Consider the following 17,580-nt stretch of genomic DNA (forward strand, 5'->3'; position numbering starts at 1 on the left):
GGAGACTCCCCGATGAGCGCCGCCCCCAGCCCAGCCGCCGCTGCCCCGATCCGGGTCGCGGCCGGGACTACCGCCGGCGCGGCGGTGCGCGAGGCGGATCTGCCCAGTCGCGGAACCCCCGAAGCGATCGTCGTGGTGCGCGACGCCGACGGGCGCCTGCGGGACCTGTCTTGGGTCCCCGACACCGATGTCGAGGTGACGCCGGTGGCCGCCAACACCGAGGACGGCCGCAGCGTGATCCGGCACTCATGTGCCCACGTGCTGGCCCAAGCGGTGCAGGAGCTGTTCCCGCAGGCCAAGCTCGGTATCGGCCCGCCGATCACCGATGGTTTCTACTACGATTTCGACGTCGCCGAGCCGTTCACCCCAGAAGATCTGGAAAAGCTCGAGAAGCGGATGGCCAAGATCGTCAAGGACGGCCAGTTGTTCTCGCGGCGCGTCTACGAATCCAAGGATCAGGCGCGCGCGGAACTGGCAAACGAGCCCTACAAGCTCGAGTTGGTCGACGACAAGTCGGGCGCGGACGATCCCGAGGTCATGGAGGTCGGTGGCGACGAGCTGACCGCATACGACAACCTCAACGCCCGCACCAAGGAACGGGTCTGGGGCGACCTGTGCCGCGGCCCGCACATCCCGACCACCAAGTACATCCCGGCGTTCAAGTTGACCCGCAGCAGTGCGGCCTACTGGCGCGGCAACCAGAACAACGCCAGCCTGCAGCGTGTCTACGGCACGGCCTGGGAGTCCCAGGAGGCCCTCGACCGCCACCTCGAGCTGATCGAGGAGGCGCAGCGCCGCGACCACCGCAAGCTCGGCGTCGAGCTGGATCTGTTCAGCTTCCCCGACGAGCTCGGGTCCGGCCTGCCGGTGTTCCACCCCAAGGGTGGCGTCATCCGCAAGGAGCTGGAGGACTACTCGCGGCGCAAGCACTCCGAGGCCGGCTACGAGTTCGTCAACACCCCGCACATCACCAAGGAACAGCTCTACATCACCTCGGGCCACCTTGAGTGGTATGCCGACGGCATGTACCCGCCGATGCACATCGACGCCGAGTACAACGAGGACGGCACGGTACGCAAGCCCGGGCAGGACTACTACCTCAAGCCCATGAACTGCCCCATGCACCATCTGATCTACCGGGCGCGGGGCCGCTCGTACCGCGAACTTCCGTTGCGGCTCTTCGAATTCGGCTCGGTGTACCGCTACGAGAAGTCCGGCGTGGTGCACGGGCTGACCCGGGTGCGCGGCATGACCCAGGACGACGCCCACATCTACACCACGCGTGAGCAGATGCGCGACGAGCTGACCTCGCTGCTGCAGTTCGTGCTCGACCTGCTCTCGGACTACGGCATGGACGACTACTACCTGGAGCTGTCGACCAAGGATCCCGAGAAGTACGTCGGCGACGACGACGTCTGGGAGGAGGCGACCCAGACGCTACGTGAGGTGGCCGAGGCCTCCGGCCTGGATCTGGTGCCGGATCCGGGCGGCGCGGCGTTCTACGGACCCAAGATCTCCGTTCAGGTCAAGGACGCGCTGGGCCGCAACTGGCAGATGTCGACCATCCAGCTGGATTTCAACATGCCCGACCGGTTCGAGCTGGAGTACACCTCCCAGGATGGATCGCGTCAACGGCCCGTCCTGATCCATCGCGCCCTGTTCGGCTCGATCGAGCGCTTCTTCGGTGTGCTCACCGAGCACTACGCCGGCGCGTTCCCGGCCTGGCTGGCACCGGTGCAGGTGGTCGGCATCCCGGTCGCCGAAGCACATCTGGACTACCTGTATGACGTTGCCGCCCAACTGAAGTCGCGTGGCGTGCGGGTCGAGGTCGACGGCAGCGACGACCGGATGGCGAAGAAGATCGTCAACCACACCAACATGAAGGTGCCGTTCATGCTGCTGGCCGGTGACAAAGATCTGGCGGCGGGCGCGGTCAGCTTCCGGTTCGGTGACCGGACCCAGATCAACGGTGTGCCCCGCGACGAGGCCGTGGAGGCGATCGTGAAGTGGATCGCCGACCGCAACAATGCCGTGCCGACGGCCGAGCTGGTTCAGGTGGGCAAGTGACCGAGGACGAGCGGTCGATCGTCGACCACGGCGGCGGAGACGCCATCATCGACCATGGCGTGGGTGAACCCGACCATTTGCAGCGGCTGTGGACACCGCACCGGATGAGCTACATCGTGGATGCGGTCAAGAGCGACAACAAGATCGGCTCGGCCGGGTCGTCGCAGCCGTTCACCGACATCCCCGAGATGTCCGACGAGGACGGCCTCATGGTCGCCCGCGGTGAACTCGTGTACGCCGTGCTCAACCTCTACCCGTACAACCCCGGCCACCTGATGGTGGTGCCCTATCGGCGGGTATCCGAGTTGGAGGACCTCAGCGAAGCCGAGAGTGCCGAGCTGATGGCGTTCACGCAGAAGGCGATCCGCGTCATCAAGTCGGTCTCCCGCCCGCACGGGTTCAACGTCGGCCTGAACCTGGGTGTCTCGGCCGGCGGATCGCTGGCCGAGCACCTGCACATGCATGTGGTGCCGCGCTGGGGCGGCGACGCGAACTTCATCACCATCATCGGTGGCGCCAAGGTCATTCCGCAGCTTCTGAGCGAGACCCGGGAGCTGCTGGCAGCTGAATGGGCCCGTCAGCCGTGAGCAATCTGTTCCTGATGAGCCGGGCGGCCTACGCGAAACTGTCGCGGCCGGTGGCCAAGGCGGCGCTGCGAGCGGGCCTGACTCCCGACATCGTCACCATCGTCGGAACCGCCGGATCGGTCACTGCCGCGCTGACGCTGTTCCCGATCGGGCAACTGTGGTGGGGCGCGTTCGCGGTGTTCCTCTTCGTTCTCGCCGACATGCTCGACGGGGCGATGGCCCGCGAACGCGGCGGTGGTACCCGCTTCGGCGCCGTGCTGGACGCGGCGTGTGACCGGATCGCCGACGGCGCCATCTTCGCCGGCCTGCTGTGGTGGGCGGCGTTCGGACTTCACAGCCCGTCGCTGGTGGTCGCGATCCTCATCTGTCTGGTCACCTCACAGGTGATCTCGTACATCAAGGCCCGCGCCGAGGCCAGCGGGCTGCGCGGCGACGGCGGCATCATCGAGCGTCCGGAGCGCCTGGTGATCGTGCTCGTCGGGGCGGGGCTTTCGGGCGTGTCGTTCCTGCATGTGCCATGGCTGCTGCAGGTCGCCGCGTGGCTGCTGGCGGTGGCGAGCGTGATCACGGTGGCCCAACGGATCCATGCCGTGCGCACCTCGCCGGGCGCCATGGACCGGCTGCAACCCCCGGGAGCCTCGTGAACATTCCGCTGTCCGGGCAGGTGACCGATCTGGGGTATGCGGCAGGCTGGCAGCTGGTCCGCGCGATGCCGGAGGTGGTGGCGCGCAATCTGTTCGACGCGGGTGCGCTCTACGCCGCCCGCGGCGGGGGTCCGCAGCAGCTGCGCAAGAACCTGGCCCGGGTGACCGGGGTTGCCCCGGCCGAGGTGCCCGACGAGCTGATGCGTGCTTCACTGGCCTCCTACGCCCGTTACTGGCGGGAGGCGTTCCGATTGCCGTCGATGGATCTGACCGCTGTGGCCAAGCGTCTCGACGAGGTGTTCGTCGGCGCGGACAAACTGCGAGCCGCTCAAGAGGCGGGCTGCGGCGCTGTGCTGGCTCTGCCGCACAGCGGCAACTGGGACATGGCCGGCGTGTGGCTGGCTCAACAGTTCGGCACGTTCGCCACCGTGGCCGAGCGGCTCAAACCCGAATCGCTCTACCGCCGTTTCATCGAATACCGGGAGAGCCTGGGCTTCGAGGTGTTCCCGCTGTCCGGGGGTGAGCGCCCGCCGTTCGAGGTGCTCTCGGAACGGTTGCGGGCCAACATGTTCGTCTGCCTGATGGCCGACCGGGACCTCACCCGCAACGGTGTCGAGGTCGACTTCTTCGGTGAAACCAGCCGGATGCCCGCCGGTCCGGCCAAGCTGGCCATCGAAACCGGCGCCCCACTGCATCCGGCGCACGTCCACTACGACGGGGACGATTGCGTGGTCGAGATCTTCGACGCGCTCGACACCTCGTCGGGGAATGTGTCCGTGGTCATCCAGCAGCTGGCCGACCGGTTCGCGGCCAATATTGCCGCCCATCCTGCTGACTGGCACATGCTGCAGCCGCAGTGGCCGGCCGACCTGTCCGCAGAGCGTCGTGCCCGACTGGGTACCACCTGATGAGCGCTTGCGCGAAGAGGCGACGGAGCTAGCCATGCGTATCGGGATGGTCTGCCCTTATTCGTTCGATGTGCCGGGCGGTGTGCAATCCCATGTGCTGCAACTGGCCGAGGTGATGCGCGCGGGCGGACATTACGTCAGCGTCCTGGCGCCGTCGTCTCCGCACGTGAAGCTGCCGGATTACGTGGTGTCGGGCGGCAAGGCCGTCCCGATTCCGTACAACGGCTCGGTGGCTCGCCTGCGGTTCGGCCCGGCCACCCACCGGAAGGTCAAGAAGTGGCTCATGCTGGGAGAATTTGATGTGCTGCACCTGCACGAGCCCAATGCGCCCAGCCTTTCCATGCTGGCGCTTCAGGCCGCCGAAGGCCCGATCGTCGCGACGTTTCACACCTCGACGACAAAGTCGTTGACCCTCAGCGTCTTTCAGGGAATTCTGCGTCCGTACCACGAGAAGATCGTCGGCCGTATCGCGGTATCGGACTTGGCCCGGCGCTGGCAGATGGAAGCGCTCGGCTCGGATGCGGTCGAGATCCCCAACGGGGTTGACGTGCCGTCGTTCGCGAATGCGCCTCGGCTGGAAGGCTATCCGAGGCCCGGCCGCAGCGTGCTGTTCCTCGGCCGGTTCGACGAGCCACGCAAGGGCATGCCGGTATTGCTGCGCGCGCTGCCCAAACTGGTGCGCCGATTCGCCGACGTCGAGATCCTGATCGTGGGCCGCGGTGATGAGGATGCGTTGCGTGAGGAGGCCGGCGAGCTGGCCGGTCACCTTCGTTTCCTGGGCCAGGTCGACGACGACGCCAAGGCAGCCGCCATGCGCAGCGCCGATGTGTACTGCGCCCCCAATCTCGGCGGAGAGAGCTTCGGCATCGTGCTGGTCGAGGCGATGGCGGCCGGGACACCGGTGGTGGCCAGTGAACTGGACGCGTTCAACCGCGTGCTCGACGGTGGGCAGGCCGGCCGGCTGGTGCCGGTCGGCGACGCCGAGGCTCTGGCCGACGCGCTGATCGAGGTGCTCGACGACGAGGCGCTGCGCGAGCGATACGTCGACGCCGCCACCGAGCGGGTGGCGCGCTACGACTGGTCGGTGGTTGCCGGCCAGATCATGCGGGTGTACGAGACGGTGGCCAGCCCCGGGGTCAAAGTTCAGGTGGGTGACTGAGAATGCCGACCTGGTTGGTGATCACGTCATTGGCCGTCCTGGTGGTCCTGCTGCTGGTCGGCATGTGGGCGTTCCAGACCGCAAATCGGCTCGACCGGCTGCACGTGCGGTACGACCTGTCGTGGCAGGCGCTCGACGGCGCCCTGGCCCGCCGGGCGGTGGTGGCCCGCGCCGTCGCGGTCGATGCCTATGCCGGTGCTCCGCAGGGAAAACGGCTAGCGGCGCTGGCCGCTGCCGCCGAACGAGCCCCGCGCCCGGCGCGTGAGGCCGCCGAGAACGACCTCTCGGCCGCATTGTCGGCGGTCGACCCGGCGGAGCTGCCGGTGGCATTGGTCGCCGAACTGGCCGATGCCGAGGCCCGGGTGCTGCTGGCCCGGCGCTTCCACAACGATGCCGTCCGCGACACCCTTGCCTTGCGGGAGCGCCGCGCGGTGCGGATGCTGCGGCTGGGTGGAACCGCGGCGCTGCCAACCTATTTCGAGATCGTGGAAAGCCCCGATGCCCAGGCGGTGCCCAATTTGGGGGCCAACCCGGTGAGCCGCCGAACCTCGGCGCGCGTGGTGCTGCTCGACGAGACCGGCGCGGTGCTGCTGCTGCGGGGCAGTGATCCCGCGCTCGACGATCCGGACAAACCGGCCCCGCGCTGGTGGTTCACCGTCGGTGGCGCCGTCCAGCCCGGCGAGGACCTGGCGGCCGCCGCGGCCCGCGAGCTTGCCGAGGAGACGGGCCTGCAGGCGGCGCCGGAGGACTTCATCGGCCCGGTGTGGCGGCGCGACGCCGTCATCGACTTCAACGCGTCGGTGATCCGCAGCGAGGAATTCTTCTTCATCTACCGCACGGCCCGGTTCGAGCCGTCGGCAACGGGGCGCACGACCCTGGAACGGCACTACATTCACGGACACCGCTGGTGCGATGCGACAATGATCGCCGAGTTGGTTGCCGGCGGGGAGGCCGTGTATCCGCTTCAACTGGGTGAGCTGTTGGCTCAGGCCAATGACCTGGCCGAACAGCCGACAGCGACGCTGGCGAATACGCGGGAGTCTGCGTATCGCGAGCTGCAAGCCATCCGGTGACTGCGGATTCAATGGATTTGGCGGCTCCACTACACTGAATCAGTAGCAATTTGGAGGAGATACCAGTGGATACCGCGGCGCAGAACGGCTCTAGTAACCAGACCGGTACCGCGCGCGTGAAGCGCGGGATGGCTGAGATGCTCAAGGGCGGCGTGATCATGGACGTCGTCACCCCCGAACAGGCGAAGATCGCAGAAGGTGCGGGCGCGGTCGCCGTCATGGCACTGGAGCGGGTCCCCGCCGACATCCGGGCCCAGGGCGGGGTGTCGCGGATGAGCGATCCCGACATGATCGAGGGCATCATCGACGCGGTCACCATTCCGGTGATGGCCAAGGCGCGCATCGGGCACTTCGTCGAGGCGCAGATCCTGCAGAGCCTCGGCGTGGACTACATCGACGAGTCCGAGGTGCTGACCCCGGCCGATTACACCAACCACATCGACAAGTGGAAGTTCACCGTGCCGTTCGTGTGCGGCGCCACCAATCTGGGCGAGGCGTTGCGGCGGCTCACCGAGGGCGCGGCGATGATCCGCTCCAAGGGTGAGGCCGGTACCGGCGACGTCTCGAACGCCACCACCCACATGCGCAAGATCGGCGGCGAGATCCGCCGGCTCACCTCGCTGTCCGAGGACGAGCTGTACGTCGCGGCCAAGGAACTGCAGGCGCCCTATGAGCTGGTGGCCGAGGTGGCCCGGGCGGGCAAGTTGCCGGTGACGTTGTTCACCGCGGGCGGCATCGCCACCCCGGCCGATGCGGCGATGATGATGCAGCTCGGCGCCGAGGGCGTGTTCGTCGGCTCGGGCATCTTCAAGTCGGGCAACCCGGCGCAGCGGGCCGCGGCGATCGTGAAGGCCACCACCTTCTACGACGATCCCGATGTGTTGGCCAAGGTGTCGCGCGGCCTGGGTGAGGCCATGGTCGGTATCAACGTCGAGGAGATCGCCCAGCCTCATCGGCTCGCCGAACGCGGCTGGTAACAACCTCCTATGGCGATTGAAGAGATCCTCGATCTGGAGCAGCTCGAGGTCAACATCTATCGCGGCGGGGTGTTCAGCCCGGAGTCGGGTTTCCTGCAGCGCACCTTCGGCGGCCATGTGGCCGGCCAGTCGCTCGTGTCAGCTGTGCGCACGGTCGACCCCAAGTATCAGGTGCACTCGCTGCACGGCTACTTCCTGCGCCCCGGAGATGCCCGCGCACCGTCGGTCTACACCGTCGAACGCATCCGCGACGGCGGGTCGTTCGCCACGCGCCGGGTCAGTGCGATCCAGCACGGGGAGACGATCTTCACGATGTCGGCCTCGTTTCAGACCGACCAGACCGGCATCGAACATCAGGACGTCATGCCGGAGGCGCCGGCACCCGACGACCTGCCCGGGTTCCGGTCCGGGGGAGCGTTCGACGACGCCGGCTTCGCCCAGTTCGCCGAATGGGATGTCCGCATCGTGCCGCGGGACCGCGTAGCGCGCGTGCCGGGCAAAGCCTCCCAACAGCAGGTGTGGTTCCGTCACCGCGATCCGTTGCCCGACGACCACGTGCTGCACATCTGCGCGCTGGCCTACATGAGTGATCTCACCCTGCTGGGCTCGGCACAGGTCAATCACCTCGACGTGCGCAAGCACCTCATGGTGGCCTCCCTCGATCACGCCATGTGGTTCATGCGGCCGTTCCGTGCCGACGAGTGGCTGCTCTATGACCAGTCCTCGCCCTCGGCCTGCGGTGGGCGTTCGCTGACCCAGGGCAAGATCTTCAATCGGTACGGCGAGCTGGTGGCCGCGGTGATGCAAGAGGGCCTGACCCGCTACCAGCGCAACTTCACTCCGGCTGACGGCTCGTGACCCTTCGGGTCGGGGTGCTCGCACTGCAAGGCGACACCCGCGAACATCTGGCTGCGCTGCGGGAGGCAGGCGCCGAAGCCGGCACGGTGCGGCGGATCTCCGAACTCGATGCGGTTGACGCCCTGGTGATTCCCGGCGGGGAGTCCACCGCGATGAGCCACCTGTTGCGCGAATTCGAACTGCTCGAACCGTTGCGGGCACGCATCGCCGCCGGCTTGCCCTGTTACGGATCGTGCGCAGGCATGATCCTGCTGGCCACCGAGATCAAGGATGCCGGTGTTGAGGGACGGGCGGCGCTTCCCCTGAAGGGCATCGATATGACGGTGCGGCGCAACGCATTTGGTCGTCAAGTCGACTCCTTCGAGGAGGATGTCGACTTCGAGGGGCTCGACTCCCCGGTGCACGCGGTGTTCATCCGGGCGCCCTGGGTCGAGCGGGTCGGTGCCGAGGTCACAGTGTTGGCCCGCGCAGCCGGCCACATCGTCGCGGTGCGCCAGGGCTCCATGCTGGCCACGTCCTTTCATCCGGAGATGACCGGTGACCGCCGCATCCACAAGCTGTTCGTCGATTCGCTCTGACACCAGCAAACCCACGGCGCAGTCATAGCTCAGACAAAGGCGGCGCCGACTTAATGGTCATGTGACGACGACGCTGGAGGATGCCTCCGCCGAGCCTGCGTTCGAAAGCCCGCCGAGCACTTCGCGGATCGCGCGCGAGCGTCTGGCGTTGCCCGCCCTGCTGGCCGCCACCGCGCTGGCCTACCTCTGGAACATCACCGTCAACGGCATGGGCAATCAGTTCTATGCGGCCTCGGTCTGGGCCGGCTCCTCGAACTGGAAGGCCCTGCTGTTCGGATCGCTGGATCCGGCCAATTTCATCACCGTGGACAAGCCGCCGGTGTCGCAGTGGGTGATGGGCTTGTCCGGTCAGCTGTTCGGGTTCAGCAGCGCCGGCATGCTGATCCCCGAAGCGCTGATGGCGGTCGGCTCGGTGGCGTTGCTCCACGGTGCGGTCCGCCGGATCAGCGGTCCGAAGGCGGGCCTGCTGGCCGGTGCGGTCCTGGCGCTGACTCCGGTGGCCGCGTTGATGTTCCGCTTCAACAATCCCGACGCCGCGATGGTGCTGCTCATGACGGCCGCGGCGTACTGCACCGTCCGCGCGCTGCGGGGCTCAGGAGCGAGCTGGCTGATGCTGGCCGGCGCGGCGTTGGGGTTCGCGTTCCTGGCCAAGATGCTCGAAGGCCTGATGGTCGCGCCTGCGATCGCCCTGGTGTACCTGGTCGCCGCCGCGGTGCCGATGCGACGGCGCGTGCGGCACCTGGCCGGCGCGCTGGCGGCGTTTCTGGTTTCCGCCGGATGGTTCGTGGTGCTCACCCTGGTGTGGCCGGCCTCGTCGCGGCCCTATCTCGCCGGGTCCACCGACAACAACTTCATGAATCTGGTGTTGGGCTACAACGGATTCGGCCGGATTCTCGGTCACAACCACATGGGTAGCGGCCCGGCCGGCCACCAGTCCCACGGCCTGGCGCGCCTGTTCACCGGAGAGTTCGGCTTCGAAATCGGTTGGCTACTGCCGTCGGGCCTGCTCGCCGTGGTGCTGGTGCTGATAGCGAGGCGTGGTACGCCACGGACCGACGTGGTCCGCGCCGGGGCGATCCTGTTCGGCGGCTGGCTGCTGATCGACGGCCTGGTGCTCACCTTCATGAAGAGCATGGTCCACCCGTACTACTGCCTGTCGCTGGCACCGGCGATGGCGGCGATGTTCGCGATCGGAGTCGCGGAGATGTGGCGTCGGCGCGCGGACCGGCTGGGCCAGATCGGTTTGAGTGCCATGCTTCTGGGCACCGCGGTGTGGAGCTTCTGGATCCTCGGCCGCAATGCGTCGTGGCTTCCACCCCTGCGGTGGACGATCCTGGTGGTTGCTGTCGTGGCCGCCGCGGCGCTGCTGTGCGCGCTGCGCATGGGATGCCGCGCGGCGGCCACCGTCGCGTTGGCAGTCGCACTGGCCGGCGGGCTGGCGGGAACGACGGCTTACACCGTGGCCACCCTGGGACAATCGCACACCGGTGGCAGCCCAGCCGTCGGACCGCCCGACCCCGGTAACGGCCACGGGCATGGCTGGAGCTCCGACAATCCAGAGGTGAACGCGATGCTGCGGGGCGCCACCACCAGATGGTCTGCGGCCATCAACCGGTCCGGGGCCGCTGCAGCGCTCGAATTGTCCACCGGCACAGCGGTAATGGCGGTCGGCGGTTTCACCGGCACGGACCCGGCGCCGAGCCTGGAACAGTTCCGGGCCTACGTCGCCGAACGGCAGATCACCTACTACGTGCTTCCGGAACTGAAGGGCTCCGAGTCGAAAATCGGCGACCACGGCGGCTTCTTCGGACGCAATTCCCACACCGACATCTCGGACTGGGTGAAAGACAACTTCACCTCGACCAAGGTGGGCTCGGACACGGTGTACGACCTGCGCGCACCGCTCAGGAAATAGCCGCCGCTGCCGTCGAGTTCACGCTCCTCGTTGGTCGCCCTCCACGATCACGCCCGCGGACCTCTCCATCGGTTTGATCACCGAGGTGAAGTCGGACTCGGGGCCCTCGACGCGCAACGTCTGTTCCCAGATGTCTTGGACCGCTTCGGCCATCGCGACCGGCAGGCCGAGAGAGGTGGCCTCGGTGAGGTAGAGGCGCACGTCTTTCGCCATCAGGCCGGTGGCGAATCCGTAGTCGAAGGTGCGGGGGAGAACCGCCCGCGGGAACTTGTCGCGGCTGGCATGGGTGCCGCCCGACCCGGCGTTGAGCACGTCGATCATCACGTCGGCGCTCAAGCCTGCCTTGACGCCCATCACCATCACCTCGGCGGTCGCGGCCAGGGTGGTGGCGGCCATCAGGTTGTTGATCAGTTTCATGGTCTGTGCGGCGCCGGGCTGCTCGGACACGAAAATGGCCCGGCCCAGAACCGCGAAAAGCGGGGCCAGCGCGTCGAATTCGCTACGTGGCCCGGACACCATCACCGCGAGAGTGCCGGCTTGGGCGCCGTGCACACCGCCGCTGACCGGACTGTCCAGTGCGGCGATACCCTGCGCGTCGAGAACAGCGTGATTGTGTTGTGCGGCTTGGCCTCCCACCGTCGACAGATCGACAAAGCGCCGGATCGCCGAGCCGGCGGCGAGTTCGGCGACCACGGATTCGGAGACCTGCGGGGTGGGCAGACTCGCCCACACCGTCTCGGTCTGGTCGGCCACCGCGCGCACCGATTCGGCCGTGTGGGCGCCCAGCGCCGTCGCCTCGGCGCGCACGTCCTCGCGGACATCGAACGCCACCACCGGAAATCCCGCCTTGAGCAGCCGTTCCATCATGGGCCGGCCCATATTGCCCAGCCCGATGAAGCCGATCGGGTCACTCATCGGTTGCCGGGCTCTCGTCGAGTTCGGCGAACACGGCCCGCGCCAGCCGGAAGCTGTCGACGGCGGCCGGGATGCCCGCGTAGATGCCCACCTGCAGGAAGATCTCGCAGATCTCCTCGCGGGTGACGCCGTTGGTGAGCGCGCCGCGGATGTGGGTGCTCAGCTCGTTCGGCCGGTTCAGTACCGCGATCATCGCGAGGTTCAGCATGCTGCGGGTCTTCAGTTCAAGGCCTTCACGCCCCCACACCGCGCCCCAGCAGTACTCGGTGACCAGATCTTGCAGCGGCTTGGAGAATGCGTCGACGTTGCCGGCTGCCTTGCGGACATAGTCCTCACCGAGGACTGCGGTGCGGATCGCCAATCCCTTGTCGTACGTGTCTTGATCCATGGCGTCCCTTTCAGATGTCGCGCTCCGTCGAGCAACAGTCGCACACGCCGGCGCCAATGCGGCGCTGCCGGTAGGTGCCGGAAAACGGTCCACGTAGACTGGAGAGCCGGAGTTTTGACCGGAAGAGGGGCGTACCTGCATGAGCGGCCATTCCAAGTGGGCCACCACCAAGCACAAGAAGGCCGTCATCGACGCCAAGCGCGGCAAGATGTTCGCCAAGTTGATCAAGAACATCGAGGTCGCGGCACGTGTCGGCGGGGGAGACCCGGCCGGTAACCCCACCCTCTACGACGCCATCCAGAAGGCCAAGAAGAGCTCCGTGCCCAATGACAACATCGAGCGCGCCCGCAAGCGCGGCGGTGGTGAAGAGGCCGGTGGCGCCGACTGGCAGAACATCACCTACGAGGGCTACGGCCCCAATGGTGTCGCCGTGCTCATCGAATGCCTGACCGACAACCGCAACCGTGCCGCCGGTGAGGTCCGCGTCGCGATGACCCGCAACGGCGGCAACATGGCGGACCCGGGTTCAGTGGCCTACCTGTTCTCCCGCAAGGGTGTGGTGACGCTGGAGAAGAACGGTCTGACCGAGGACGACGTGCTGATGGCCGTCCTGGAGGCCGGCGCCGAGGAGGTCAACGACCTGGGCGACTCCTTCGAGATCATCTCCGAGCCCACTGACCTGGTCGCCGTTCGTACCGCGCTGCAGGAGGCCGGCATCGACTACGACTCGGCGGAGGCCAGCTTCCAGCCCTCGGTGAGCGTTCCGGTCGACCTGGACGGCGCGCGAAAGGTGCTCAAGCTCGTCGACGCGCTGGAGGACAGCGACGACGTGCAAGAGGTCTACACCAACATCGACATTCCCGACGACGTCGCCGCACAGCTCGACGAGGAGTAGTCCGGCCGCCTACCGCGCCGGGTGCAGCGCTGCGTCGACAGGTGTCTCCCCGGAGATCACCTCGAAGGTCCGCCCGGCGGTCTCCGGCTCGTGCAGGACGGCGAGCAGCACCTGCGCGACGTCGGCGCGCGGGATCGTGCCCCGTCCGGTCGACTCGGCGACGGTCACATTGCCGGTACCCGGATCATCGGTGAGCCCGCCGGGCCGCACGATCGTGGTGCGCAGCCCGGTGCGCGCCCGCACGTTGGCGTCGGCCTCGGATTTGGCCCGCATGTAGGCCCGGAACACCTCGTCATAGCTGTCGTCCAGCGAACGGTCGTCGGCGGCCAGCGCCGAGACCATCACATACCGGTCCACCCCTGCTGCCTCGGCGGCGTCCGCCAGCAGGATCGCGGCGTCACGATCGACGGTCTGCTTGCGGGCCGCCCCGCTGCCCGGCCCGGCGCCTGCCGCGAACACCACGGCGTCGGCTCCACGCAGGGCCTTGGCGACCTCTTCCACCGACGCCTGCTCCAGATCGAGGACGATGGCCTCGGCTCCCGCGGCCTGCAGGTCCTCGGCCTGAGCCGGGTTGCGGATGAGCCCGGCGGCCTCGTCGCCGCGGGCACTCAACAGTTGTTCGAGGATCAGGGCGATCTTGCCGTGTCCGCCCGCTATCACTACGCGCATAGGTCCGACCCTACGGATGTGAGCGTGTCCCTGCCGCAGGCTACTGCCGGCTCGCGATAGGCTCTCGAACAGATGTTCTGACGAAGGGGTTCGTGTGCGGGTGATGGGAGTGGATCCCGGGTTGACGCGCTGCGGCCTGTCGGTGGTCGAGAGCGGCAAGGGCAGGAAGGTCACCGCGCTGGACGTGGACGTGGTCCGCACCCCGGCCGACGCACCGCTGCAGAAGCGGCTGCTGGAGATCAGCGACGTGGCCGAGTACTGGATGGACACTCACCGGCCCGATGTCATCGCGATCGAGCGGGTGTTCGCCCAGCAGAATGTGTCGACGGTGATGGGCACGGCCCAGGCCGGTGGCGTGATCGCGCTGGCCGCGGCGCGGCGCGACATCGAGGTGCATTTCCACACCCCTTCGGAGGTCAAGGCGGCAGTCACCGGCAACGGCCGTGCCGACAAGGCCCAGGTCACCGAGATGATCACCAGAATTCTTGCCCTGCAGGCCAAGCCGACCCCCGCTGACGCGGCCGACGCGCTGGCGTTGGCCATCTGCCATTGCTGGCGCGCCCCGATGATCGCGCGGATGGCTGCCGCCGAGGCGCTCGCCGCCGAACAGCGCCGCAAGTACGCAGCGAAACTCAAGGCGGCCCGGGCATGATCGCGTCGGTTCGCGGTGAGGTCATCGACATCGCCCTCGACCACGCGGTGATCGAGGCCGCCGGCGTCGGCTACAAGGTGATGGCGACCCCGTCGACCCTGGCCAACCTGCGTCGCGGTGCCGAGTCCCGGCTGATCACCGCGATGATCGTGCGCGAGGACTCGATGACGCTCTACGGGTTCGCTGACGGGGATGCCCGCGATCTGTTCCTCACACTGCTCGGGGTGTCGGGTGTCGGACCGAAGATCGCCTTGGCGACGCTGGCGGTCTATGACTCCCAGGCACTGCGGCAGGCTCTGGCCGATGGCGATGTCACCGCGTTGACGCGGGTTCCCGGCATCGGCAAACGCGGTGCCGAGCGCATGGTGCTCGAACTGCGCGACAAGATCGGTCCGGTCACGGCCGGCGCGGGCTCCGGCTTCACGGGCCACGCCGTGCGCGCGCCCGTCGTGGAAGCCCTTGTCGGACTTGGCTTCGCCGCCAAGCAGGCCGAGGAAGCCACCGACAAGGTGCTGGCCAACGACCCTGAGGCGACCACGGCTTCCGCGCTGCGGGCGGCGCTGTCCATGCTGGGTAAGAAGTAATGGGCCGTTTCGACGAAACCGACGAACCCGACGAGCGGGAGGTTTCCCCGGCACTGACCGTCGGCGAAGGCGACGTCGACGCCAGCCTGCGCCCGCGTTCACTGGGTGAGTTCATCGGTCAGCCCCGGGTGCGTGAGCAGCTGCAACTGGTCCTTGAGGGCGCCAAGAACCGCGGTGGCACACCGGATCACATTCTTTTGTCCGGTCCGCCGGGATTGGGCAAGACGTCGCTGGCGATGATCATCGCCGCCGAGCTGGGGTCCTCGTTGCGGCTCACCTCCGGCCCCGCGCTGGAGCGGGCCGGTGACCTGGCCGCGATGCTGTCCAACCTCGTCGAGCACGACGTGCTGTTCATCGACGAGATCCACCGCATCGCGCGGCCCGCCGAAGAAATGCTGTATCTGGCGATGGAGGATTTCCGGGTCGACGTGGTGGTCGGCAAAGGCCCCGGCGCGACCTCCATCCCTCTCGAAGTCGCGCCCTTCACGTTGGTCGGGGCGACCACGCGGTCCGGCGCGCTCACCGGTCCTTTGCGCGACCGGTTCGGTTTCACCGCGCACATGGACTTCTACGAGCCGGTCGAACTCGAGCGGGTGCTGGCCCGTTCGGCCGGCATCCTCGGCATCGAATTGGGCGGCGAGGCCGGCACGGAGATTGCGCGGCGCTCCCGCGGGACGCCGCGCATCGCCAACCGGCTGCTGCGCCGGGTCCGGGACTACGCCGAGGTCCGGGCCGACGGTGTGATCACGCGCGATATCGCCAAGGCCGCCTTGGAGGTCTACGACGTCGATGAGCTCGGCCTCGATCGTCTGGACCGCGCCGTGCTGTCGGCGCTGACCCGCAGTTTCGGCGGCGGTCCGGTCGGGGTGTCGACGTTGGCGGTTGCGGTGGGAGAAGAGGCGACCACGGTCGAGGAGGTCTGCGAACCGTTCCTGGTCCGCGCCGGAATGGTGGCCCGCACGCCGCGTGGCCGAGTGGCCACGCCACTGGCGTGGACGCATCTGGGTATGCAACCGCCGGTTACCGGACTGGGGCAGCCCGGGCTGTTTGAATAGACCGCATGGTCATCGCCGGTTTGGTGTTCGCCGCGCTCGCCGCGGTCCTGCATGTCTACATCTTTGTGATGGAGTCGCTGACGTGGACTTCACCGCGTACCCGCGCCACTTTCGGGACCAGCGAGGACGAGGCGCTGGCCACCAAGGAGCTGGCGTTCAACCAGGGCTTCTACAACCTGTTCCTGGCCATTGTCACGGTGGTCGGAATCGCTGGAATCAGCCTGGGACACTGCGCGGTTGGTGCCGCGCTCGTGTTCGCGGGTGCCGGCTCGATGCTTGCCGCCGCAGTCGTGCTGTTGACCAGCTCACCGGACAAGGCGCGGGCAGCGATCACCCAGGGCATCTTCCCGCTCATCGCGGTCGTATTGCTCGCGATCGGTCTGCTCTAAGCGGCGGGCCTGTTGATCACCATGTGGATTTCTCGGGTGAACACCCGGAGCCCACCGGCCAACGGTGGTGCGGTCGACCGGTAGGTGGCGCCCGTCGGCGTGATGAATTCTGTTGTGTGGCGCCCTGATTCGTCGACACCGGCTACCACCTGCCAGCCGGGGCTCTCTTTGACGTAATTGCAGCGCTCGCACAGCCCCTCACCGTTGGCTGCGGAAGTCGGTCCATGATGGTGGTGGGGCGTGACGTGGTCGATGTGCCGGATCGGGGCATCGCAGTAGGGCGTGCGGCAGGATTGATCCCGGGTGGCGATGAACCGGGCGAGGCCTTTCGGGAATCGCCGTGAGCGGGATTCCATCGCGACCAGGGCGCCGGTGTCGGGCGCGGCGTAGAGGCGTCGCAGGGTGGCCCACGAGCTGTCGTCAACAACGGCGTTGCCGATCATGCGCCGGGCCGTCGCCGCCGGAATGGGCCCATGGCCCTGGAGGTATGCGGGCTGCGTGCTGCCGGCGAACAGAGTGTCGTCGGACAGGACGAGGTTGACCGCGACGGGGACCGGCTTGGTGACGTCGCGGCCGGTGACGCGGGAGACCAGGGTGTCGGCCATGACCTGGCCGCGGTTGCGCCCGTCGGCACAGCGATCGGCCGCGCTGGTGAGTGATGAGCGCACGCACGCCGCATCGGTGGCGGGCAGTAGGGCGGTGACGATGGCCATGTTGTCGGCGGCGGGACGGAAGGTGACGGCACGATCCTCGGGTGCGCGGGTGGCCCGGTCGATGACGGCTACCGGATCGAGTTGGTAGGCAATCGTTTTGGCGTCGGCTGTGATTCGGGCATCGCCGAGCCCGAGCAGTTTGGTGTGGTCGGCGCAGAGCTGCTCATCGAGGCGGCGCCGGTCGGCCGGGGACAGGCAGGCCGCTTCCCGGACGATCAGCCGCGCGCGGGATTCGGTGAGCACTCCGGTTTCCAGGGCTGCGAGGGTATGCGGCAAATCGTGCACGAGGATGCGGGCGTCGGCGAGGTGTTGGCGACCGTGGGCGGGGGAGTCCTGGCGAGCCAGTCCGATTTCCGAACCGAGTCCGCGGCCACGACGTGAGGCGGGCACCCCGGCGGCGGCCTCTCCGGTGCGGCGGGCAACTTCCAGTGCAGCGGCGGCACGGGCTTGGCCGGCCGCAGCGGCGGACTTGAGGCGCTCGAGCTCGGCGATGCGATCCCGCAGTGCCGCTTCACCGGCATCGGGATCGACGTACGCGAACTGTTCGAACATGT

Annotated in this window: 19 protein-coding genes; 15 read left to right on the forward strand and 4 right to left on the reverse strand. The window is 67.7% G+C overall.

The window, feature by feature from the left end; genetic code table 11:
* The first annotated feature begins 12 nt into the window (after positions 1–12).
* From thrS to QQ25_RS14730, 10 genes are all read left to right on the forward strand, one after another.
* Positions 13–2,067, forward strand: a complete 2,055-nt coding sequence (thrS, locus tag QQ25_RS14685; protein ID WP_039319487.1) for a threonine--tRNA ligase — start codon at positions 13–15, stop codon at positions 2,065–2,067.
* On the forward strand, positions 2,064–2,654 hold the full coding sequence (locus tag QQ25_RS14690; protein ID WP_052235831.1) for an ATP adenylyltransferase: 591 nt from the start codon (positions 2,064–2,066) through the stop codon (positions 2,652–2,654). Before thrS ends, QQ25_RS14690 begins: the two co-directional genes overlap by 4 nt.
* Positions 2,651–3,298 carry a phosphatidylinositol phosphate synthase gene (gene pgsA / locus QQ25_RS14695; RefSeq protein WP_039320543.1) on the forward strand — a complete coding sequence of 216 codons (648 nt, stop codon included), beginning with the start codon at positions 2,651–2,653 and terminating at the stop codon, positions 3,296–3,298. The genes QQ25_RS14690 and pgsA overlap by 4 nt, the downstream gene beginning before the upstream one ends.
* A 65-nt stretch (positions 3,299–3,363) precedes the next feature.
* Positions 3,364–4,206: a phosphatidylinositol mannoside acyltransferase gene (locus QQ25_RS14700; RefSeq protein ID WP_234706125.1), complete on the forward strand. Its 843-nt coding sequence runs from the start codon at positions 3,364–3,366 to the stop codon at positions 4,204–4,206.
* A 34-nt stretch (positions 4,207–4,240) separates the two neighbouring features.
* A complete protein-coding gene (locus tag QQ25_RS14705) occupies positions 4,241–5,365 on the forward strand; it encodes a glycosyltransferase family 4 protein (protein WP_039319491.1) in 1,125 nt (374 codons plus the stop codon).
* 2 nt (positions 5,366–5,367) lie between these two features.
* Complete coding sequence (locus QQ25_RS14710; RefSeq protein ID WP_039319493.1) at positions 5,368–6,438, forward strand: NUDIX hydrolase; 1,071 nt, start codon at positions 5,368–5,370, stop codon at positions 6,436–6,438.
* A gap of 65 nt (positions 6,439–6,503) precedes the next feature.
* A complete protein-coding gene (gene pdxS / locus QQ25_RS14715) occupies positions 6,504–7,415 on the forward strand; it encodes a pyridoxal 5'-phosphate synthase lyase subunit PdxS (protein WP_039319495.1) in 912 nt (303 codons plus the stop codon).
* A 9-nt stretch (positions 7,416–7,424) separates the two neighbouring features.
* A complete protein-coding gene (gene tesB, locus QQ25_RS14720; protein ID WP_039319497.1) occupies positions 7,425–8,273 on the forward strand; it encodes an acyl-CoA thioesterase II in 849 nt (282 codons plus the stop codon).
* Positions 8,270–8,851 (forward strand): pyridoxal 5'-phosphate synthase glutaminase subunit PdxT, encoded by a 582-nt coding sequence (gene pdxT, locus QQ25_RS14725; protein ID WP_039319499.1) that lies wholly within the window; start codon positions 8,270–8,272, stop codon positions 8,849–8,851. The genes tesB and pdxT overlap by 4 nt, the downstream gene beginning before the upstream one ends.
* A gap of 61 nt (positions 8,852–8,912) precedes the next feature.
* On the forward strand, positions 8,913–10,766 hold the full coding sequence (locus QQ25_RS14730) for an ArnT family glycosyltransferase (RefSeq protein WP_039319503.1): 1,854 nt from the start codon (positions 8,913–8,915) through the stop codon (positions 10,764–10,766).
* An 18-nt stretch (positions 10,767–10,784) separates the two neighbouring features.
* Here the strand turns inward: QQ25_RS14730 and QQ25_RS14735 are convergent, their stop codons facing one another.
* Together QQ25_RS14735 and QQ25_RS14740 are read right to left on the reverse strand one after the other, a co-directional pair.
* The gene (locus QQ25_RS14735; RefSeq protein ID WP_039319505.1) at positions 10,785–11,681 is read right to left on the reverse strand and encodes an NAD(P)-dependent oxidoreductase; all 897 of its coding nucleotides are present in this window, start codon (positions 11,679–11,681) and stop codon (positions 10,785–10,787) included.
* Complete coding sequence (locus QQ25_RS14740) at positions 11,674–12,069, reverse strand: carboxymuconolactone decarboxylase family protein (RefSeq protein WP_039319508.1); 396 nt, start codon at positions 12,067–12,069, stop codon at positions 11,674–11,676. The genes QQ25_RS14735 and QQ25_RS14740 overlap by 8 nt, the downstream gene beginning before the upstream one ends.
* Before the next feature lie 139 nt (positions 12,070–12,208).
* Here QQ25_RS14740 and QQ25_RS14745 point away from each other — a divergent pair, with 139 nt between their 5' ends.
* The gene (locus QQ25_RS14745) at positions 12,209–12,964 is read left to right on the forward strand and encodes a YebC/PmpR family DNA-binding transcriptional regulator (RefSeq protein WP_039319511.1); all 756 of its coding nucleotides are present in this window, start codon (positions 12,209–12,211) and stop codon (positions 12,962–12,964) included.
* A 9-nt stretch (positions 12,965–12,973) separates the two neighbouring features.
* Here QQ25_RS14745 and QQ25_RS14750 read toward each other — a convergent pair whose 3' ends face one another.
* A complete protein-coding gene (locus QQ25_RS14750) occupies positions 12,974–13,633 on the reverse strand; it encodes an SDR family oxidoreductase (RefSeq protein ID WP_039319513.1) in 660 nt (219 codons plus the stop codon).
* 94 nt (positions 13,634–13,727) lie between these two features.
* Here QQ25_RS14750 and ruvC point away from each other — a divergent pair, with 94 nt between their 5' ends.
* Genes ruvC through QQ25_RS14770 form a run of 4 tightly spaced genes read left to right on the forward strand, consistent with a single transcriptional unit; the run spans position 13,728 to position 16,313 of the window.
* Complete coding sequence (gene ruvC / locus QQ25_RS14755) at positions 13,728–14,285, forward strand: crossover junction endodeoxyribonuclease RuvC (protein WP_039319514.1); 558 nt, start codon at positions 13,728–13,730, stop codon at positions 14,283–14,285.
* A complete protein-coding gene (gene ruvA / locus QQ25_RS14760; RefSeq protein ID WP_039379347.1) occupies positions 14,282–14,869 on the forward strand; it encodes a Holliday junction branch migration protein RuvA in 588 nt (195 codons plus the stop codon). The genes ruvC and ruvA overlap by 4 nt, the downstream gene beginning before the upstream one ends.
* Complete coding sequence (gene ruvB, locus QQ25_RS14765; protein WP_039319519.1) at positions 14,869–15,924, forward strand: Holliday junction branch migration DNA helicase RuvB; 1,056 nt, start codon at positions 14,869–14,871, stop codon at positions 15,922–15,924. The genes ruvA and ruvB overlap by 1 nt, the downstream gene beginning before the upstream one ends.
* A gap of 5 nt (positions 15,925–15,929) precedes the next feature.
* Positions 15,930–16,313 carry a DUF1304 domain-containing protein gene (locus QQ25_RS14770; RefSeq protein ID WP_039319521.1) on the forward strand — a complete coding sequence of 128 codons (384 nt, stop codon included), beginning with the start codon at positions 15,930–15,932 and terminating at the stop codon, positions 16,311–16,313.
* Here QQ25_RS14770 and QQ25_RS14775 read toward each other — a convergent pair.
* Positions 16,310–17,578: an HNH endonuclease gene (locus tag QQ25_RS14775; protein ID WP_039379349.1), complete on the reverse strand. Its 1,269-nt coding sequence runs from the start codon at positions 17,576–17,578 to the stop codon at positions 16,310–16,312. The genes QQ25_RS14770 and QQ25_RS14775 overlap by 4 nt on opposite strands.
* Positions 17,579–17,580 lie beyond the last annotated feature (2 nt).

This window comes from Mycolicibacterium setense (assembly GCF_000805385.1).
GTDB classification, from domain to species: Bacteria; Actinomycetota; Actinomycetes; order Mycobacteriales; family Mycobacteriaceae; genus Mycobacterium; species Mycobacterium setense.

Excerpts from the sequence above, each read along its gene's own strand:
- thrS (WP_039319487.1), top strand. The coding sequence starts at position 13 with ATGAGCGCCGCCCCCAGCCCAGCCGCCGCTGCCCCGATCCGGGTCGCG.
- QQ25_RS14700 (WP_234706125.1), top strand. The coding sequence starts at position 3,364 with ATGCCGGAGGTGGTGGCGCGCAATCTGTTCGACGCGGGTGCGCTCTAC.
- QQ25_RS14705 (WP_039319491.1), top strand. The coding sequence starts at position 4,241 with ATGCGTATCGGGATGGTCTGCCCTTATTCGTTCGATGTGCCGGGCGGT.
- QQ25_RS14710 (WP_039319493.1), top strand. The coding sequence starts at position 5,368 with ATGCCGACCTGGTTGGTGATCACGTCATTGGCCGTCCTGGTGGTCCTG.
- tesB (WP_039319497.1), top strand. The coding sequence starts at position 7,425 with ATGGCGATTGAAGAGATCCTCGATCTGGAGCAGCTCGAGGTCAACATC.
- QQ25_RS14735 (WP_039319505.1), bottom strand. The coding sequence starts at position 11,681 with ATGAGTGACCCGATCGGCTTCATCGGGCTGGGCAATATGGGCCGGCCC.
- QQ25_RS14740 (WP_039319508.1), bottom strand. The coding sequence starts at position 12,069 with ATGGATCAAGACACGTACGACAAGGGATTGGCGATCCGCACCGCAGTC.
- QQ25_RS14745 (WP_039319511.1), top strand. The coding sequence starts at position 12,209 with ATGAGCGGCCATTCCAAGTGGGCCACCACCAAGCACAAGAAGGCCGTC.
- QQ25_RS14750 (WP_039319513.1), bottom strand. The coding sequence starts at position 13,633 with ATGCGCGTAGTGATAGCGGGCGGACACGGCAAGATCGCCCTGATCCTC.
- ruvA (WP_039379347.1), top strand. The coding sequence starts at position 14,282 with ATGATCGCGTCGGTTCGCGGTGAGGTCATCGACATCGCCCTCGACCAC.
- ruvB (WP_039319519.1), top strand. The coding sequence starts at position 14,869 with ATGGGCCGTTTCGACGAAACCGACGAACCCGACGAGCGGGAGGTTTCC.
- QQ25_RS14770 (WP_039319521.1), top strand. The coding sequence starts at position 15,930 with ATGGTCATCGCCGGTTTGGTGTTCGCCGCGCTCGCCGCGGTCCTGCAT.
- QQ25_RS14775 (WP_039379349.1), bottom strand. The coding sequence starts at position 17,578 with ATGTTCGAACAGTTCGCGTACGTCGATCCCGATGCCGGTGAAGCGGCA.